Below are 16,154 nucleotides of genomic sequence, written 5' to 3'. Positions count from 1 at the left end.
GAAGGTTTGCCGCGGAAATGGAAATTCTATAAAAGAAAAACGGAAACCTTACTCTTTCGATTGGGATTCCCGTTTTAACTTTTTTGCAACCGTGGTTGCTAAAAGTATTAATTCATTCATACTTTGGCTGGTTCGTTCCTGCAAATCTTTTCAAACCATTAGTATCCGTTGACCCTTACTTTATCATCACAACCATTCCATAGAATGTCTGCAATATAGGTAATGCCTGTCCATTGGAGCTTGTCTTGTCAGCCTTTATCTCACGATGCTGGTCTGAATTAAAGCTTAAATTATCCCAAATCTGGCAGCCCGAGAGCTTCGGATTTTTAGGGATATTATTTCAGGCTATCAAAGTACGTCTGTCTTAATAATACTAATATAGGGCCTGATTCACGTTTTGTCAAGGGGAAAATGATTGTTTTTAATAACAAGTTTATTCACACTTTTCAGGGTGTTATGAACATCTTGTATATTTGTATAATATTAATTTACAGACTATTATATCTTATTAAAAAGGATATTAACATTTCTAAACTCCAGAATTTATCAACAATTTGTCTGTATGGCTCTACAATTTGCAGGCGTAAAATTACTCGAAATTGAAAACTGTGTAGCTAAATTGTTTTAGAGACAGAAAATACTGGATACAGGTTGCCTGGAAAATAGTTGAAATCATTGCGTTCCCTAAAGGCTATAAAACGAAAAACGGAAACCGTCCTCTTGCGATTATGGTCTCCGTTTTAACTTTCTTCTCAACCGTAGTTGATCAAAAGCATAAGATTTCTAGTAATTAACTGGTTCGTAGAGTCAATGTTCTTCCGAACAAGATTCCCGTGGCCCTTCATCTCAATATTGCATACATTATTTAAAACACGTGCAATCTTCAATAACGTCTGTCATTTCGATCCTGATCTTTTCGAGCAAATCTTGCGATTTGTTCTGAATCAGGGTTAAATAATCCCGATCTGGTGAAACCCGAAGGTCTCGGATCTTTTGGGATTTTATTTCAGACTGTCAATGTACCTCTTTCTTATTAACACTAAGGTATGCTATAAAGTATCATGTGTCAAGCAAAATTTAATGAATTTTATGAACATGTTTCCCACAATGAATGGGCCTTTATCAACATTGAACAATTATGTATCAATTTGATATGGAGTACTTTGACACAAAAAACTTAATCCTCTTCAACATTAAAGCTTTAGGTTATTTTCAACATATCGCTTAGAAATAGAAAAATACTGCACCTTGATTCGGCCTGTATTCAATTCCTCTCAGGAAAAAACAAATTCAATTTGGTGCGGTAGCATGTAAAATGATAATTATTGTCATTCGCGCTTTACAGGAACAGTTATTGCTTCTAGTCATGAAACAAAATAATGGAAAAATTATATACAGCAGTCGTTACTGCAAAAGGAGGGCGTGATGGTCATGTTAAATCTTCAGATGGAATATTGGAAATGGACTTGCACAAACCGCATGAAATGGGCGGCCAGGGGGGAGCCTCAAATCCGGAGCAATTATTTGCCGCTGCATGGGGAGCCTGCTACCTGGGAGCTCTAGGGTCGCTAGCTGAACGTGAAGGTGCAGATGTTTCTGAGGCAACAGTTGACGTGCGCGTTTCTTTTAATAACGATGGTAATGCATTTGTCCTTTCCGCTGAACTTGACGTTCATATACCCGGAATTACTGCGGAGGAAAGCCAGAAACTTGCAGATAAAGCCCACCGGGTTTGCCCGTATTCAAAAGCAACCAGAGGTAATATTGAAACCAGAGTAACTGCAATATAATTTACTTCTTATGAGTTACCTTTATCTGAATTGTTAATCAATTTAGATAAGGGTAATTTTGTTAGAATGAACCAATCGAGGGAAATTAAATCTTTCATTTTCAGCCAGTACTTTTCTGATGGGTTACGCATAACATTTGGTGTCCTTCTCCCCTCGCTTGTTTTTTATAAGCTTGACCAGCTCTCCATTGGTTTAACAATTTCTCTCGGAGCTCTTTGCGTAAGTATTGCCGATAATCCCGGACCATTGGTACATAAGCGTAATGGAATGCTCTTTTGCAATCTTTTTATCCTTATTACTGCTGTCTTAACGAGCCTTATTAATTGGAGCCCCATACTCATTGGGCTAGAAATATTAATTCTTTGTTTTTTTTTCTCATTCTTTTCCGTCTACGGTAACCGAGCCTCATCAATCGGGACTGCAGCCCTTTTTATCATGATCCTCACAATTGATGAGAACCTGGTAGCAAACAATGGAGTTTGGAATCATGCACTGTATATATTAGTTGGAGGCATTTGGTATACCCTGCTAAGCATGTCTTTAAGTCAGATAAGCCCATACAGACTGCCGCAACAAGCTCTTGGCGAGTGTATCCGTGAAGTTGCTAAATTTGTAAAGATCAAATCAGATTTTTATAATTTAAAAACTGTTCATGAGTCAAATTATAAAAAGCTTGTTGAACAACAGGTTGTTGTTCATCAGCATCAGGACGATGTGAGAGAGCTTCTATTCAAGAGCAGGCTCATGGTTAAGGAGTCCACTAATACCGGAAGACTGTTGATACTTGTTTTCGTGGATATAGTTGATCTGTTTGATCAATCAATGGCTACCCATTATGACTATCAGGCAATCCGAAATACTTTTGGACGGACTAATGTTTTGGATGGCTTTAAAGATATCATTGTGAAATTTAGTGAAGAGCTTGAGAATCTAAGCTACTTTATTATTAGCAATGACAAGCCTGAACGCCTTCACCATTATAAAGAGGCACTTGATGCTTTAAAACTTAATATAGATAAGCTGGAAGAACTGGAAATTAGCAACCTGGTACTCAAAAAGATTCTGATAAATATCCGTAATATGGCCAGCCGGGTCAGGAAGATTTACAGTTATTATGATAATCCACAGCTCGCGGGCAACAGTATCAGACGTATTGAAGATCTAAAGAAATTTGTCTCCCATCAGGACTTTGATCTTAAGATTATGAAGGACAACCTGACGTTTGAATCATCCATATTCCGACATTCTGTGCGGGTTGCACTAATGTGCTTGATTGGTTTTCTTGTTTCCAAATTATTCCCCTTTGGACACCATAGTTACTGGATCCTGCTTACCATTCTCGTTATTCTAAAGCCCGCCTTCAGTCTCACAAAGCAAAGAAACATAGAGCGATTAATAGGAACCCTTTGCGGCGGAGTTGCGGGCGCATTAATCCTGATCGTCGTGAAAGACCAAACGACCCTTTTTGTTTTCCTTCTCATCTTCATGGTAGGTACTTTTAGCTTTCAACGGCTTAATTATGTTGTAAGTGTTTTGTTCATGACACCTTATATTCTGATTCTATTCAGCTTTCTGGGAGAAAACAATTTGTTGATTGCCCAGGAAAGAATAGTTGATACATTTATCGGATCTTTTATTGCACTGGCTGCAAGCTTTATAATCCTGCCAAACTGGGAATATCATCACCTAAGTAATTTTATGAGGGAAGCCCTGATTGCCAATTACCATTACTTACTCAAAGTAACGGACGAATTGGCGGATAAGCCATTTGATCTTACTCTATATAAGCTTGCCCGAAAGGACGTTTATGTAAGTTCTGCAAATCTTGGGAGCGCTTTTCAGCGTATGCAATCTGAACCTAAAAGTAAGCAGCAGAACATCAAAGAGATTCACAGTTTTGTAGTGATGAATCATATGCTGTCATCGTACACTGCAACTTTATTTAACAATCTGCAAACAACAGACAAGCCAGTCATCAATGAAAGTCATATTAAACTGATTCGAAAGTCTTTGTATAGTTTAAGTGAAATTATAAAAAAGTTGGGGACTCAGGATTTTATGGAGAAAGAAATACGATTCCCCGAATTTCCGAGTGATGAAAGTAATTCTAAAGATCAACTTCTTTTATTTGAGCAATTAGACTCGATCAACAAATTGATTCTGGATATACAAAAGGTAATTCCGAATAACTGAGCAAAACATAATAAAAAATCTTACAGTACTTCCTGTGCTATTTTTACCCCGGGTCTTCCGTTTTTAAATGCTTCACGAGGCTTAAGTCCTAACAACTTGAACATTTCCATATCGTCACTGATAGCTGGATTAGGGGTGGTCAGAAGTTTGTCTCCTGCAAAAATTGAATTTGCACCTGCCATAAAGCAAAAAGCCTGATCAGTTAAGCTCATTTCTGTTCTCCCTGCAGATAGTCTTACAACGGTTTTAGGCATGATAACACGCGCTGTAGCGATCATTCTTACCATATCCCATATTGGTACTTTTGGTTGATCGGCAAGTGGAGTACCTTTCACCGGAACCAGGGCGTTAATTGGAACGGATTCAGGATGCTTAACCATGTTAGACAGAGTTTTTAACATCGAAATTCGATCATTTACTGATTCCCCAAGCCCAATAATTCCACCACTGCACACTGTAAGTTTAGCTTTTCTTGCATTGTCGATGGTTTTCAGCCGGTCGTCGTAAGAACGGGTAGTTATTATACGTTTGTAATCGTCTTCGGAAGTATCCAGATTATGGTTGTAAGCATAAAGTCCGGCATCAGCCAATCTTTGAGCCTGAGATTCCGTCAGCATTCCCAAAGTACAGCAAACCTCCATATCCAAAGAGTTTACAGACTTCACCATCTCAATCACCCGGTCAAAATCCCTGTTATCCCTTACTTCCCGCCAAGCAGCGCCCATACATAAGCGCGAAGCACCAGCATCCTTCGCCTTTTGGGCGGCCTGGGTAACTTCATTAACGGACATTAGAGCCTGCACTTCAAGGTCGGTATTATAACGAGCCGCCTGGGGACAATAAGCACAATCTTCCGGACAACCTCCGGTTTTAATTGATAATAAACTGCTTATTTGAACCTCCGAGTAGTCTTTATTTTCTCTGTGAACCGTTGCTGCGCGATAAATTAAGTCGAGTAAAGGGCTATGATAAATGTGGGATATCTCCTCTTTTGTCCAGTTATTTCTGATCTCAGTCATATGGTATGTCACCGCGCTAAACGGAATGAGTAAATTTATAAAAAATCATTGGCCTTGAAATGGTAAAAATCTCATTGTATAACTATAATAGGAGCTTACTAGCCAGTCCAAGCAAGAGCAAAAAGCCAAAAACGTCAGTAAAGGTGGTTATTATAATTGAAGATGCGATTGCTGGATCTATCCCTACCCTTTTTAACATCAAAGGAATAGACGAGCCAGCCATACCTGCAATGACCAGGTTTCCGGTCATTGCTACAAAAATTACCAGACCAAGCATAGGATTGCCGTCATAAAAAACTGCAAAAAGAAAGATCACGAAGCCGATACTGGCTCCATTAATAAGTCCCACCGTAAATTCTTTTAAGACAGTTCTATAAGCTTGATCATCGGTAAGGTCATTGAGGGAAATACGCCGAACAGTCACGGCAAGTGCTTGAGTTGCTGCATTGCCTCCCATGCCCGCAATCATAACCATGTAGCCAGCAAGGATACCCATTCTTGCTATTGAACTGTCGAAATATCTGATAACAGATGCAGCGAGAAATGCCGTGCCTAAATTTAATATGAGCCATGGCAAACGACTTTTAACAGCTTCCTTCCAATTACCAGCAAGTTCTTCATCCTCTGAAACTCCAGATATTTTCAAAATATCCTCGGTATTCTCTTCCTCCATAACATCAATTACGTCATCGAAGGTGATCCTGCCGAGAAGGTGCATATCATCGTCCACAACAGGTATACTTGTCAGGTTATATTGTGAAATTAGTCTGACAACTTCCTCCTGGTCTGTGTCTGCTTTGACGTAAACAAAGTTTGTATTAATAATTTCTTCAATCCTTACATTGTTACGGGCTTTTATAATATCCTTTAAAGACACTATGCCCCGAAGTACGTTGTGATCATCGATCACATTTATAGTATAAAACTCCTCCATTTCTTCGGATTGCCTGATAATATCTTCCAGAGCATCCTTTTTCATCAAGTTCATGCTGATCTTGATGACCTGGTTGTTCATCAGCCCACCGGCAGTATCTTTATCGTACTTTAAAAGGGAACGAATACTAGATGCGTCTACTTCATCAAGCTCTTCTAATATCTCCTGCTGTTGATCTTCGGGAAGCTGACTGATAATATCGGTTGCATCATCATAGTCTAATTCTTCGACAATTTCAGATCGACGCTCAGGGTGTAGATTTTCGAGCAGTCTTTCTGGATGGAATTCAGAGTCCATTTCCGAAATAACTTCCGAAGCGAGCTCTGCGGGTAAAATACTGATGATCCTTTCGCGCGATTCCTGAGGGAGACTTTCGAAAAGAATAGCAATTTCTGAGGGATGATATTCAGCAACCAGAGCTTTCAATACAGAATCGTCCTCTTCGAGGGCTTTTCTGAATTTAAGAATATCTGATTTATCCAGTTCAAAAGATTGCATTGCTAAAAGTAGCAATTACAGACGACAAATAGGCTTTTGGTTGATAGTGTTCACCCTATTTTTTACGATATTCGGCAGCATACGCCGCAAGGCAGCATCATTTATTACTAAGCCATCCTTTTCGCCAAAAGTAGAACATTTGAACAATGCCAATTAAAACCATCACTGCCATAGTATACACATACCCGTTTTCCGAATATAATTCAGGCATATTATGTTGAAGGATCTCTCCTGTTTTGGGATCCTGATAAGCGAAATTCATTCCATATACACCTGCAATAAATGTAAGGGGAATAAAAATTGAGGAAATAATGGTCAGAACCTTCATGATTTCATTCATCCTGTTACTGATGAACGAGAGGTTCATATCGATCAGGCTGGTTGTTATATCTTTATAACTCTCAACGAGGTCAATTACTTGCATACAATGATCGTAGGTGTCTTTTAGGAAAGTCTTTGTTTGTTTGTTAATGAGTTTGCTCTCGCTGCGAATCATGTCATTTATTTTATCGCGTTCTGGCCATACGGCTCTCCTGATCATAATCATTGCTCTCTTAATTGCCTGTGTTTGATGCATTAGAGTTTTATCGGGCTTACGGTATAAAAGCTCTTCAATGGTTTCAAGTTCATCACCAAGCTTGTATATAAGTGTGAAATAATCATCAACTATTACATCCATTAGTGAATAAAGCATATATGAGGAGCCACCTGCACGAATATTGCCTTTGCCGGACTGAAGTCTATGTATTACTGGTTCAAATTTTTGTGTATAATTTTCCTGAAAACTGATAAGTACCTTCGGAAATAGAATAAACGATACCTGCTCATTTTCGATTTCCAGACCAGTATCAACATACAGCATCCGGCTTACAGCATAGAGATAGCCATCATATTCGTCGACCTTTGGACGCTGCTGAATATTGGCAATATCTTCCAAAACTAGTTTATGTATCTTATATTTCTTCTCGATGTAGTCATACAACTCCAGTTCTCCTATCCCACGGATATCAATCCAATGCGTTAGAGCCGGGCGTTTTTTAAAATACTTATCCAGTTCATCAAGGGAATTCAGGTCCTCACACTGATATTCGGTATTGTCATATGCAAAAGCTGTAATCTTAGATGGTAAAGCCCCCTCATAGAGCTGTATAGATCCTGGACTGATACCCGGGAGCGGGATATATTTTTTTGACTTAAGTTGTATGCGTCGGATTTTAGCCATTTTTAAAGGTATTTACTGCTCTGGGGGCCTTGGTTAAAAAGTAAATCTGCAATACTTAAATTAGGTATGAAACCATTTCTCTCATCAAAAACCTGGAAATAAGACTTAAACTGAGGTTTAGATGATCGCTTAGGATGAATCGTGCTGCGGAAATCCAGGTTTTCAGAATATTCTTTTACAAAGTCATTTGAATAACCATAACTAACACTTAACTTCATAAAGCTTAGGAACAAGTTGAAAAATTCTTCATTGTAGTCGAACAAAAAATCCCATTTCTTCTGGTAAAAGGGCATGAGGTCATCTTCGTAATACTCGAAATACGCAGAGCTTCTGTATGAAGTTTGAAGGCTCATAATGTGCAATCGCTGCCAGTCAAAATCATAACTAATTTTAACGTCTTTAACCTTGGTGTGGTTTTTCGAGCCCTTTACAACAGGAATAACCAGATCTAATTTACCGTTAGGCGAATGTATTGATGCCCGATTACGATAGCTTTGTTTCTCAAAATGCTCTGCATTTTCTATCAAAATGTGATCCTTATGTGAAACAATCTCGCTGAAATACTCTATTGGAGGAAGATAAAATAAAGGGAAAATTGCTCCTTTTTGCATTGTTTGACTTAGATTTGTTATCCGGATGTCGAAAATAACAAATTAAATATCCCTATTCGAGGAATCTTCATAAATCAAAGGGAATAATTGCTAGAAAGTTGAAAAAAATAGTCTTTCAAGGATGAACAAAGTTTTGTTCCAGGTGATAGCTTTTTTCCTGAAATTAATTTCATTACTTCCGTTTTGGTTAATTTACCTACTTTCAGATATCCTGTTTTTGTTTATTTATTATGTTTTTAAATACCGGCGAAAGGTGGTACTAAACAATCTCGCAAATGCCTTTCCCGAGAAATCTGCTGAAGAACGTTCAGTTATAGAAAAAAGTTACTTCAAATATTTAGCTGATATTATTGTCGAATCAATTAAAAGCATTTCAATTACTGAAGCCGAATTAAAAGAACGTTACCTGTTTGAAAATTTGGAGATCATTGTCAGACATCTTGAAGAAGGACGGTCTGTCATCGCTGTATCTGGCCATTACGGGAACTGGGAATGGGGGCCGCTTGGGATACCACTCGAATTGAAGCACGATGTGCTGGTAGTTTATAAGCCCTTGTCGGATGAGAGATTTGACAACCTCATAAATAAAATACGCTCACGTTTCGGTACTATAATGATCCCAATGAAGCAAACGTTCAGGAAAGTTGCTGAGTACAGAAACAAGCCACATGTTTTAGTTTTGGTAGGAGATCAAACCCCGACAAGAGATGAATCGCAATACTTCACAAAGTTTTTGAACCAGACTACGGCGGTATATTTAGGGATCGAGAAGATTGCTATGAAAACAAATAATCCGATAATTTATTTCAGTATAAAACGCATAAAACGAGGATATTATAAAAGTACAGTTAAACCGTTGGTTAATTATCCTGACCAATGCTCTGAACACGCGATCACAAATGCACACACACTTGAACTTGAGAACCTGATCATAGAAAAACCAGAATTTTGGCTATGGTCTCACAAACGATGGAAGTTTAAGCCAGAAGACTTTAAAAATGACTAATGTACCAAGCGTAAGTGTAGTAATCCTGAATTGGAATGGTCTAAACCATTTAAAGCAGTTCCTGCCTTCGGTATGCGCGAGCACTCACCCAAATCTTCAGATCATTGTCGGTGATAATGCTTCTACTGATAACTCTGTTCAGTTTATTGAAGCTAACTATCCTCAAATTAGAGTAATAAATAATGATCAGAATTATGGTTATGCCGGAGGCTACAATGAAGTTCTGAGCCAGGTTAAAAGTGATTATTTCATACTATTGAATTCCGATGTAGAGGTTCATCCGGAGTGGATCCAGCCAGTTATTCAGCTAATGGAAACAGATAGTCAAATCGCGGCTGTGCAGCCCAAAATCTTGTCTTATAAGGATAAGCATAAATTCGAATATGCCGGAGCTGCCGGCGGTTTCCTCGATATATTTGGCTACCCATTTTGCAGAGGCCGCATTTTTGATTCCGTAGAAGCGGATCATGGCCAATATGATGATGTGAAAGAAATATTCTGGGCTTCCGGAGCTGCACTGTTTGTTAAAAGGGATAAATGGATTGAAGTGGGAGGACTTGATGAAGATTTTTTTGCCCATATGGAAGAGATAGATCTATGCTGGAGGTTAAAGAATTTGGGCTTAAAAATTATGTTTTGCCCGGATTCAGTAATTTATCATGTAGGCGGAGGTACTCTTAATAGCGAGAATCCATTTAAGACTTATTTAAATTTCAGAAATAACCTTATCCTGATCCAGAAAAATCGTCCATTTCTACACGCAAGCGTGATCATCTTCTGCAGATTATGGCTTGATCTGATATCATTATGTAAATTTCTATATGATGGCAAATCCAGGGATGCATGGGCAATTACCAGGGCTCACATATCATTCTTCAAAAACATTTTTAAGAATGCGGAGAAGGCCAGGAAGATTAGTACTACTAATTTCAACCGTGCGGGACTGATGAACATCAGTATCGTATGGCAATATTTTGTACAACAAAAGAAGACTTTTAACGACTTATAAGAAGCTTTCTAAAGCTAATCGGTATCCCTCCAGGCCAAAGCCGGTTATTACTCCCCTGCAATTTTTTCCGGACAAGGAAACATGTCTGAATTCCTCCCTCGCATAAATGTTAGATATATGAACTTCCACAACTATCGTGTTTATGCCGGCAATAGCATCTGCAATACCAATGGATGTGTGAGTATATGCACCTCCGTTAAGGATTATACCATCGTATGAAAAACCTACTTCATGCAGCTTATTGATTATCTCACCTTCTATATTGCTCTGGAAATATTCAATGTCTATGATCTGATACTTATCCCTGAGTGTTACAAGATAATCTTCAAAACTACTATCGCCATAAATAGATTTTTCACGTAGGCCAAGTAAGTTTAAATTTGGTCCATTAATGATCTGTATCTTCATCAAAATAAATTTTAATCAAACTTAGAAAATAATTTGGACTGGCAATCAAGCCTGCGGGGTTTTAAGGCATATTTAAAACTCGAGCGCTCTTTATCGGTAAACACAATTGAGGCTTATTTGCACGATGTTGATAAGCTTCTGCAATTTTTCATGTCCAGGTTTGAAGTGAAAGAACCAGCGAAGGTTACAAGTACAGACCTAAAGAATTTTCTAGTCTGGGTGAATCAGCTTGGCATGATCCCTTCTACCCAGGCGCGGGTGCTATCAGGGCTCAAGGCATTTTTTAAGTACCTTGTTTTAGAAAACAAAATGGATGTCGATCCATCTGCTTTGCTTGAAAGTCCCAAAATGACGAGGAAGCTCCCTGATACTCTCAACATACTTGAAATAAATAAAATTATCGATGCAATTGATTTATCAAAACCTGAAGGTATGCGCAACAAGGCAATGCTGGAAACACTTTACGGAAGTGGGTTAAGAGTTTCAGAACTGACAGGTCTTAGAATATCCAACCTTCATTTGGATATTGAATTTATAAAGATCCTAGGCAAAGGGAATAAAGAGCGACTGGTTCCAATTGGCTCCGAAGCTATTAAATTTCTGAAAATATTTATTGAGGATATCCGTGTTCACATTCCAGTTAAGCCGGGCAAGGGGGATTTCGTATTCTTAAACAGACGGGGCAGCCCTATATCCCGGGTCATGGTATTTCTTATAATAAAAGGCCTCGCAAAATCAGCTGGTATTTCCAAGAGTATTAGTCCGCATACCTTCAGGCACTCTTTTGCTACCCATTTAATCGAAGGAGGTGCAGACCTTCGGGCAGTGCAGGAAATGCTGGGACATGAAAGCATTACAACAACAGAAATTTATACTCACCTTGATAGAGATTACCTTCGGGAAGTAATTGTGCAATTCCATCCAAGGAGCTAGTAATTATTGTTCCTCGTTGAAATATACTTTATAGAAATTCATTGACTTATTCTCATCAAAGCCTTTTTCTATCAATTCATTATTGCCGTGAATGTAGATATGGAAATTCTTGTCAAGCTTTAATATACTTTTAAATACCCTCGCCTGTTTTTTTACAGCAGCTTCCGATATATCAAATGAACCTCCCAAACCTGCATCGAATTCATTACTATAATCCTGAGTAAAGTTCTTAAAAGATTTAATTGCTTTTTCATTGCCGATTACCTCTTCGGAGAATTCATCAATATCAAAGCTGTCTTTTTCTTTAAAGTATTTCAGCGACTTATTTAACAGATCAATTTTATCTGCTTTGGAGATGTCAAAATCCTCCCCTATTTTATTGCTTATGAAGTCCTTACAGACGTTCAGCGTATTGCTGGTTTTGTTGAAGTTATCGTTTCTTATCTTCAATTTAAGAAACTCATCCTTCCAATAGGCTGCGTCTGTGCGGTTGGTTTGGTCTATCACCATCACTTTATAACCCTCAGCCTCTTCGGTATTAAATATCAGGCAGCCCTTATCAAGTTTATGAATATTAATGCCATTTTCTTCATAGCTCAGGTCAAATCCACCTTTTGCGGGATGAACTTTTAAAAAGGGCTCTTTAGTCTCCGATTTGAATATACCAATTGCATCAACGAGCTCCCCTTCCAGTTGTAAATTAGTAAAGCGAGCGATGTAGAGCTCTCCCGACTTAATTTTAGGATGATTGGATATGTCGAATAGATGCCTGGTAATTTGCCCTGATAATTCGTGAAATTTATCCTTGTCCGCAAAAATATGTGAACTGAAATGAAATAGTTCATTCAGATTGAGGTCCTTGCTGGAATGCATAAACCGATATAGCTCATTCTGTTTTTCAAAAGGTATCAGGAAATATTGCATCAGCAACCTGTTCAGTATCTCGTCGTTGATTTCAAGCGGCTGCTCCGATAAGTTATAGAATTCGTTCTGAATTTTATTTCCAATCCGGTGAACAGAAAGTTCCACTAAGGCGGCTTCGTATGATGTTACCATGTTAAAAATTGTCCTGAGATCTGTAAAATTATCTTAAACGTGCTTTTATCATCCTGTCCCTGTCCCGGAGATCCTGTCGCAATTCAATGTCTTTGAAGCCGCTGTCAATGAGAAGTGAAACCGTTTCCTGTCCATGATTTTCATTTATTTCCAGATACAGCAGGCCTCCCCCTTCGAGATGCCTTTCTGCGAAACGTGTAATTGCTTTGTAAAAGATGAGCGGATCATCGTCGGGTACAAATAAAGCCAAATGAGGTTCATGATCAAGCACATTAATGTGCATTTGTGCCTTTTCAGCAAGTGTTACGTAAGGCGGATTGCTCGATATAACGGAGAATTTACCCAATTCCGTAAACGGATTCAGGATATCGTCTTGTATAAAATTGACATCGGTATTATTTAGCCCGGCATTTTCTTTTGCAAGCTCGAGGGCATCGGAAGATATGTCCAGCGCAGAAACTTCCATGTCCGGGAGATACTTTTTCAGAGTGATCGGGATGCAGCCGCTGCCTGTTCCAATATCCAGCATTCTCAAGCCTGTGTAATAAGTTGGATTTACTTTTGCATCTTTTAGTATCCAGTCCACCAGTTCTTCGGTTTCAGGTCGCGGGATAAGCACAGCCGGACTAACTTTAAAAACAGAGCCATAAAATTCTGTTTCACAAAGTACATATTGGACAGGGATTGCCTGTTTTAATTGACTTAGGATTTCATAAAAGGTCCGCAGCTGATCTTCGCTAAGCTGATCATTTCTGTTGTTGAGATATTGAGAACGATTAATTTTGCAAACAAAACCGATTACCAGCCAGACAATGCTCCCTGCTTCTTCCAAACCATATAAACTGGTCAGGTCTTCAATAAACACCTTTTCAATGCTGGCGATTGTCATTCAGCAAAGTAAAGTATTTGAAATTAGAATTGAGGATGGTACTTAAAATTGGGGTTTTGGGTGTAATACTTTGCGCCAAGGTATGTTATTTGAGATTGTCTGCGGTAGGCAGGCTTCGCTGCGCTCGAAATGACAGGCGGTGTTTTAACTCAGGAGGTTGCGGTTTTAGTTGTAATGAAACAGGGTGTCTTTGCGAGGAGGCACGACGAGGCAATCCAAACGAATTGTCTTCTCCTTCCCTGCTTTGTTATAGTAAGTGCAGGTCATCTTATCCATACGAACAGTTCATTTCTTAAATACCTGATTTAGCACAATCGCTACAAAAGGTTGGATAATTTTCGGCAACAACTTAAAAATTAATCCCTATCGTTAAAAATAGTGCACTTAAAATTAGCAATCCAATTACGAACGGAATAATAAACTTTAACCATGCCTTGTAACTGACGTTTACCATAGTGAGCGCGGGAAATACCGAACCCGTTGGAGTAATTAAATACATGATTCCAATGCCATACAAATACGAATTCACAACTTCTCGACCGGGAATATTCAATAAAATTGCCAGGGAACCAATAATCGGCATCGTAAGCACAGCCATACCAGATGAAGAACTAACAGGAACGGTAAAAAAAAAATAAAATAACATTATCAGTAAAATAAACACCGTTGGATAAAAATGTTGCACTACATTGGATGCATAATATAAAATGGAATCACTCACCATTCCATCATTCAGTACGATGGTAACACCACGAGCCAAACCTACGATGAGAGCAACAGTAAGCATAGATTCCATCCCCTTTGTAAATTCATTCACAAAATGTTTTTCATCCATCTTATCAATGATGGCAATTAATAAGGCGGAACCTAAAAATAAAGCTGACATTTCTGTAGTCCACCAGTTTAAAAAAATGATGCCGACAATCATACTCACGAATGTGAGTAAGAATAAAAGTAGAAAAGCCTTTGCTTTTAATGTCAGAGTTATTTTTTCTGTTTCAGATGTTACGTGCAGATCAAAAGTAGAATTGGCGCTTCCATCCATTTGATAAACCAACGATGCAGTTGGATTTTTCTTGACCTTGTCAGCGTATCTGAGTAAATACCAAACGAAAAGTGCGGTGGAGATGAAAAAAAATAAAAGCCTTTCATAAAATCCTTCTAACCAATTAATGCCCAGTGTATTGCTTGCTATAATAGTAGAAAATGGATTGGAGAAACTGGCAATAAAACCAACCCCTGCCCCGCCAAAAACGATAGCCAAAGGCACAATTAAATCATAACCTGCAGCCAATAATAGGGGTACTAATACAGGATAAAAGACAATGGACTCCACGTCCATTCCATATGAACCACCTAAAAACGAAAAGATAAAAGTTAATATAATAATTAGTAAGCGTTCTCTGCCTTTCATTCTGCTTGCTAAGTATTTCACCCCAGAAAGCATTGCGCCAGTTTTATTAAAAATTTGCATAAACCCGCCAATAACCAAAATAAACAGTACAATATCAATACTATCCACAATCCCTTTTATAGGAGCTTGCAATATGTCTACAAAACCCTGTGGTTTTTTTACATCTTGTTGGTAGGTTTTCGGTATTGATATGGGCTTAACCATATCTCCCTTTGCAAATTTTTCCAACGGTATTTTGATTGAAAGACTGTCAAGGGTTTTTTGGCTAAAAGGCAGGGAGGTTGAACCATGTTTTGAGGTAACAAGAAAAGCCTTATTATCATCGTTCGTCAATTTACTGTATTGTCCTGCTGGTAATATCCATGTACTGATGGCAGCAAGGATAATTACGAACATCATAAGGGTAGTGGCAGTCGGCAGCTTAAAATATTTTCTCATTTAATAGTTTTGCGATTGAATGTTATTAAAACTGCCATTCTATTTCGTTTTCTGTGAACTCATATCGGCGTTGTAATAACCTCATAAGATCCCTTGCTGCGCTGCGGTCCAGCCTGCACTGATTTAAATCGCTTTTCAGTTGTTATGGCTTTTCTCCAACAGCTACAACCATTTCACACGGTCCCGCAAAGCCATTTTCGGTTTCAAACTTCTTTAGCTCTACTTCAATCTCATTCCAAACTGAATCCTTATCATTATCAGATAAAGTACTCATCATCTGATGTAAAGCTCCAAATGATTCTTTTTCAAACCGTACGCATTCTTTTGCCGATGCAAGCAGCAAAGGAGAGTCAACAAGCTCCGATTTTACATTTATAAATCCAGCTTGTGAGAATGCTTTTTCAATAACGCCTTCTGGTAAGAGTAAGGTTTTCCCCATCCATTACCTGGGTTTCAATATTATTCAGGCCTGCCTGCTTAGCCATTTGTTGTGCAAATTCAAGTATATTGGATGAGATGTCAGTAGCAAGTACATAGCCAGTTGCACCAACTTTATTTGCAACGGTGATGGATTGCTCACCTACACCTGCAGCCACATCTACTATCTCCATCAATGCTGTTGCGAATACCATGTGCATCCGTATGACCGCTGTACAAAACATATTCTTTCGAAAGCACCGGATCGGTTCCTTCAATAAGACCCACCAGGTTTACAGATGGATAACTATACCGCT

15 protein-coding genes are annotated in these 16,154 nt (G+C 38.6%); 5 read left to right on the top strand and 10 right to left on the bottom strand.

Going from position 1 to position 16,154, the window contains the following annotated elements:
* Window positions 1-1,379: 1,379 nt before the first annotated feature.
* Window positions 1,380-1,790: an organic hydroperoxide resistance protein gene (locus ACLL8Z_RS03815; protein WP_411273433.1), complete on the top strand. Its 411-nt coding sequence runs from the start codon at window positions 1,380-1,382 to the stop codon at window positions 1,788-1,790.
* 66 nt (window positions 1,791-1,856) lie between these two features.
* Complete coding sequence (locus ACLL8Z_RS03810) at window positions 1,857-3,983, top strand: FUSC family membrane protein (RefSeq protein ID WP_411273432.1); 2,127 nt, start codon at window positions 1,857-1,859, stop codon at window positions 3,981-3,983.
* Window positions 3,984-4,003: 20 nt separating this feature from the next.
* Here the strand turns inward: ACLL8Z_RS03810 and bioB are convergent, their stop codons facing one another.
* The 4 genes from bioB to ACLL8Z_RS03790 form a co-directional block, all read right to left on the bottom strand.
* Entirely contained in the window at window positions 4,004-5,002 is a 999-nt protein-coding gene (gene bioB, locus ACLL8Z_RS03805; protein ID WP_411273431.1) for a biotin synthase BioB, read from the bottom strand.
* Window positions 5,003-5,084: 82 nt separating this feature from the next.
* The gene (mgtE, locus tag ACLL8Z_RS03800) at window positions 5,085-6,434 is read right to left on the bottom strand and encodes a magnesium transporter (protein WP_411273430.1); all 1,350 of its coding nucleotides are present in this window, start codon (window positions 6,432-6,434) and stop codon (window positions 5,085-5,087) included.
* A 97-nt stretch (window positions 6,435-6,531) separates the two neighbouring features.
* On the bottom strand, window positions 6,532-7,656 hold the full coding sequence (gene corA, locus ACLL8Z_RS03795; RefSeq protein WP_411273429.1) for a magnesium/cobalt transporter CorA: 1,125 nt from the start codon (window positions 7,654-7,656) through the stop codon (window positions 6,532-6,534).
* Between the two features lie 2 nt (window positions 7,657-7,658).
* Window positions 7,659-8,267, bottom strand: coding sequence for a WbqC family protein (locus ACLL8Z_RS03790; RefSeq protein ID WP_411273428.1), 609 nt, complete (start codon window positions 8,265-8,267; stop codon window positions 7,659-7,661).
* 121 nt (window positions 8,268-8,388) lie between these two features.
* Between ACLL8Z_RS03790 and ACLL8Z_RS03785 the strand changes: the two genes are divergently transcribed.
* Together ACLL8Z_RS03785 and ACLL8Z_RS03780 are read left to right on the top strand one after the other, a co-directional pair.
* Window positions 8,389-9,273, top strand: coding sequence for a lysophospholipid acyltransferase family protein (locus tag ACLL8Z_RS03785; protein WP_411273427.1), 885 nt, complete (start codon window positions 8,389-8,391; stop codon window positions 9,271-9,273).
* Window positions 9,266-10,282, top strand: a complete 1,017-nt coding sequence (locus tag ACLL8Z_RS03780; protein ID WP_411273426.1) for a glycosyltransferase family 2 protein — start codon at window positions 9,266-9,268, stop codon at window positions 10,280-10,282. Before ACLL8Z_RS03785 ends, ACLL8Z_RS03780 begins: the two co-directional genes overlap by 8 nt.
* On the opposite strand, the gene ACLL8Z_RS03775 is transcribed toward ACLL8Z_RS03780, so the two are convergent.
* Window positions 10,277-10,690 (bottom strand): type II 3-dehydroquinate dehydratase, encoded by a 414-nt coding sequence (locus ACLL8Z_RS03775; protein WP_411273425.1) that lies wholly within the window; start codon window positions 10,688-10,690, stop codon window positions 10,277-10,279. The genes ACLL8Z_RS03780 and ACLL8Z_RS03775 overlap by 6 nt on opposite strands.
* Window positions 10,691-10,723: 33 nt before the next feature.
* On the opposite strand from ACLL8Z_RS03775, the gene xerD reads away from it, so the two are divergent.
* A complete protein-coding gene (xerD, locus tag ACLL8Z_RS03770) occupies window positions 10,724-11,623 on the top strand; it encodes a site-specific tyrosine recombinase XerD (RefSeq protein WP_411273424.1) in 900 nt (299 codons plus the stop codon).
* Window positions 11,624-11,626: 3 nt separating this feature from the next.
* On the opposite strand, the gene ACLL8Z_RS03765 is transcribed toward xerD, so the two are convergent.
* The 5 genes from ACLL8Z_RS03765 to ACLL8Z_RS03745 form a co-directional block, all read right to left on the bottom strand.
* Window positions 11,627-12,679, bottom strand: coding sequence for a nucleoid-associated protein (locus tag ACLL8Z_RS03765; protein WP_411273423.1), 1,053 nt, complete (start codon window positions 12,677-12,679; stop codon window positions 11,627-11,629).
* Between the two features lie 28 nt (window positions 12,680-12,707).
* Window positions 12,708-13,568: a peptide chain release factor N(5)-glutamine methyltransferase gene (prmC, locus tag ACLL8Z_RS03760; protein WP_411273422.1), complete on the bottom strand. Its 861-nt coding sequence runs from the start codon at window positions 13,566-13,568 to the stop codon at window positions 12,708-12,710.
* Between the two features lie 349 nt (window positions 13,569-13,917).
* Window positions 13,918-15,420, bottom strand: a complete 1,503-nt coding sequence (locus ACLL8Z_RS03755; protein WP_411273421.1) for a YfcC family protein — start codon at window positions 15,418-15,420, stop codon at window positions 13,918-13,920.
* A gap of 142 nt (window positions 15,421-15,562) precedes the next feature.
* Window positions 15,563-15,859: a hypothetical protein gene (locus ACLL8Z_RS03750; RefSeq protein WP_411273420.1), complete on the bottom strand. Its 297-nt coding sequence runs from the start codon at window positions 15,857-15,859 to the stop codon at window positions 15,563-15,565.
* Window positions 15,822-16,052, bottom strand: a complete 231-nt coding sequence (locus tag ACLL8Z_RS03745; RefSeq protein WP_411273419.1) for a class I SAM-dependent methyltransferase — start codon at window positions 16,050-16,052, stop codon at window positions 15,822-15,824. Before ACLL8Z_RS03745 ends, ACLL8Z_RS03750 begins: the two co-directional genes overlap by 38 nt.
* Window positions 16,053-16,154 lie beyond the last annotated feature (102 nt).

The organism is Daejeonella sp., assembly GCF_046590655.1.
GTDB lineage: Bacteria > Bacteroidota > Bacteroidia > Sphingobacteriales > Sphingobacteriaceae > Daejeonella.
Note: the sequence above shows the minus strand (reverse complement) of the source record. Positions and strands in the feature narration are given on the sequence as shown.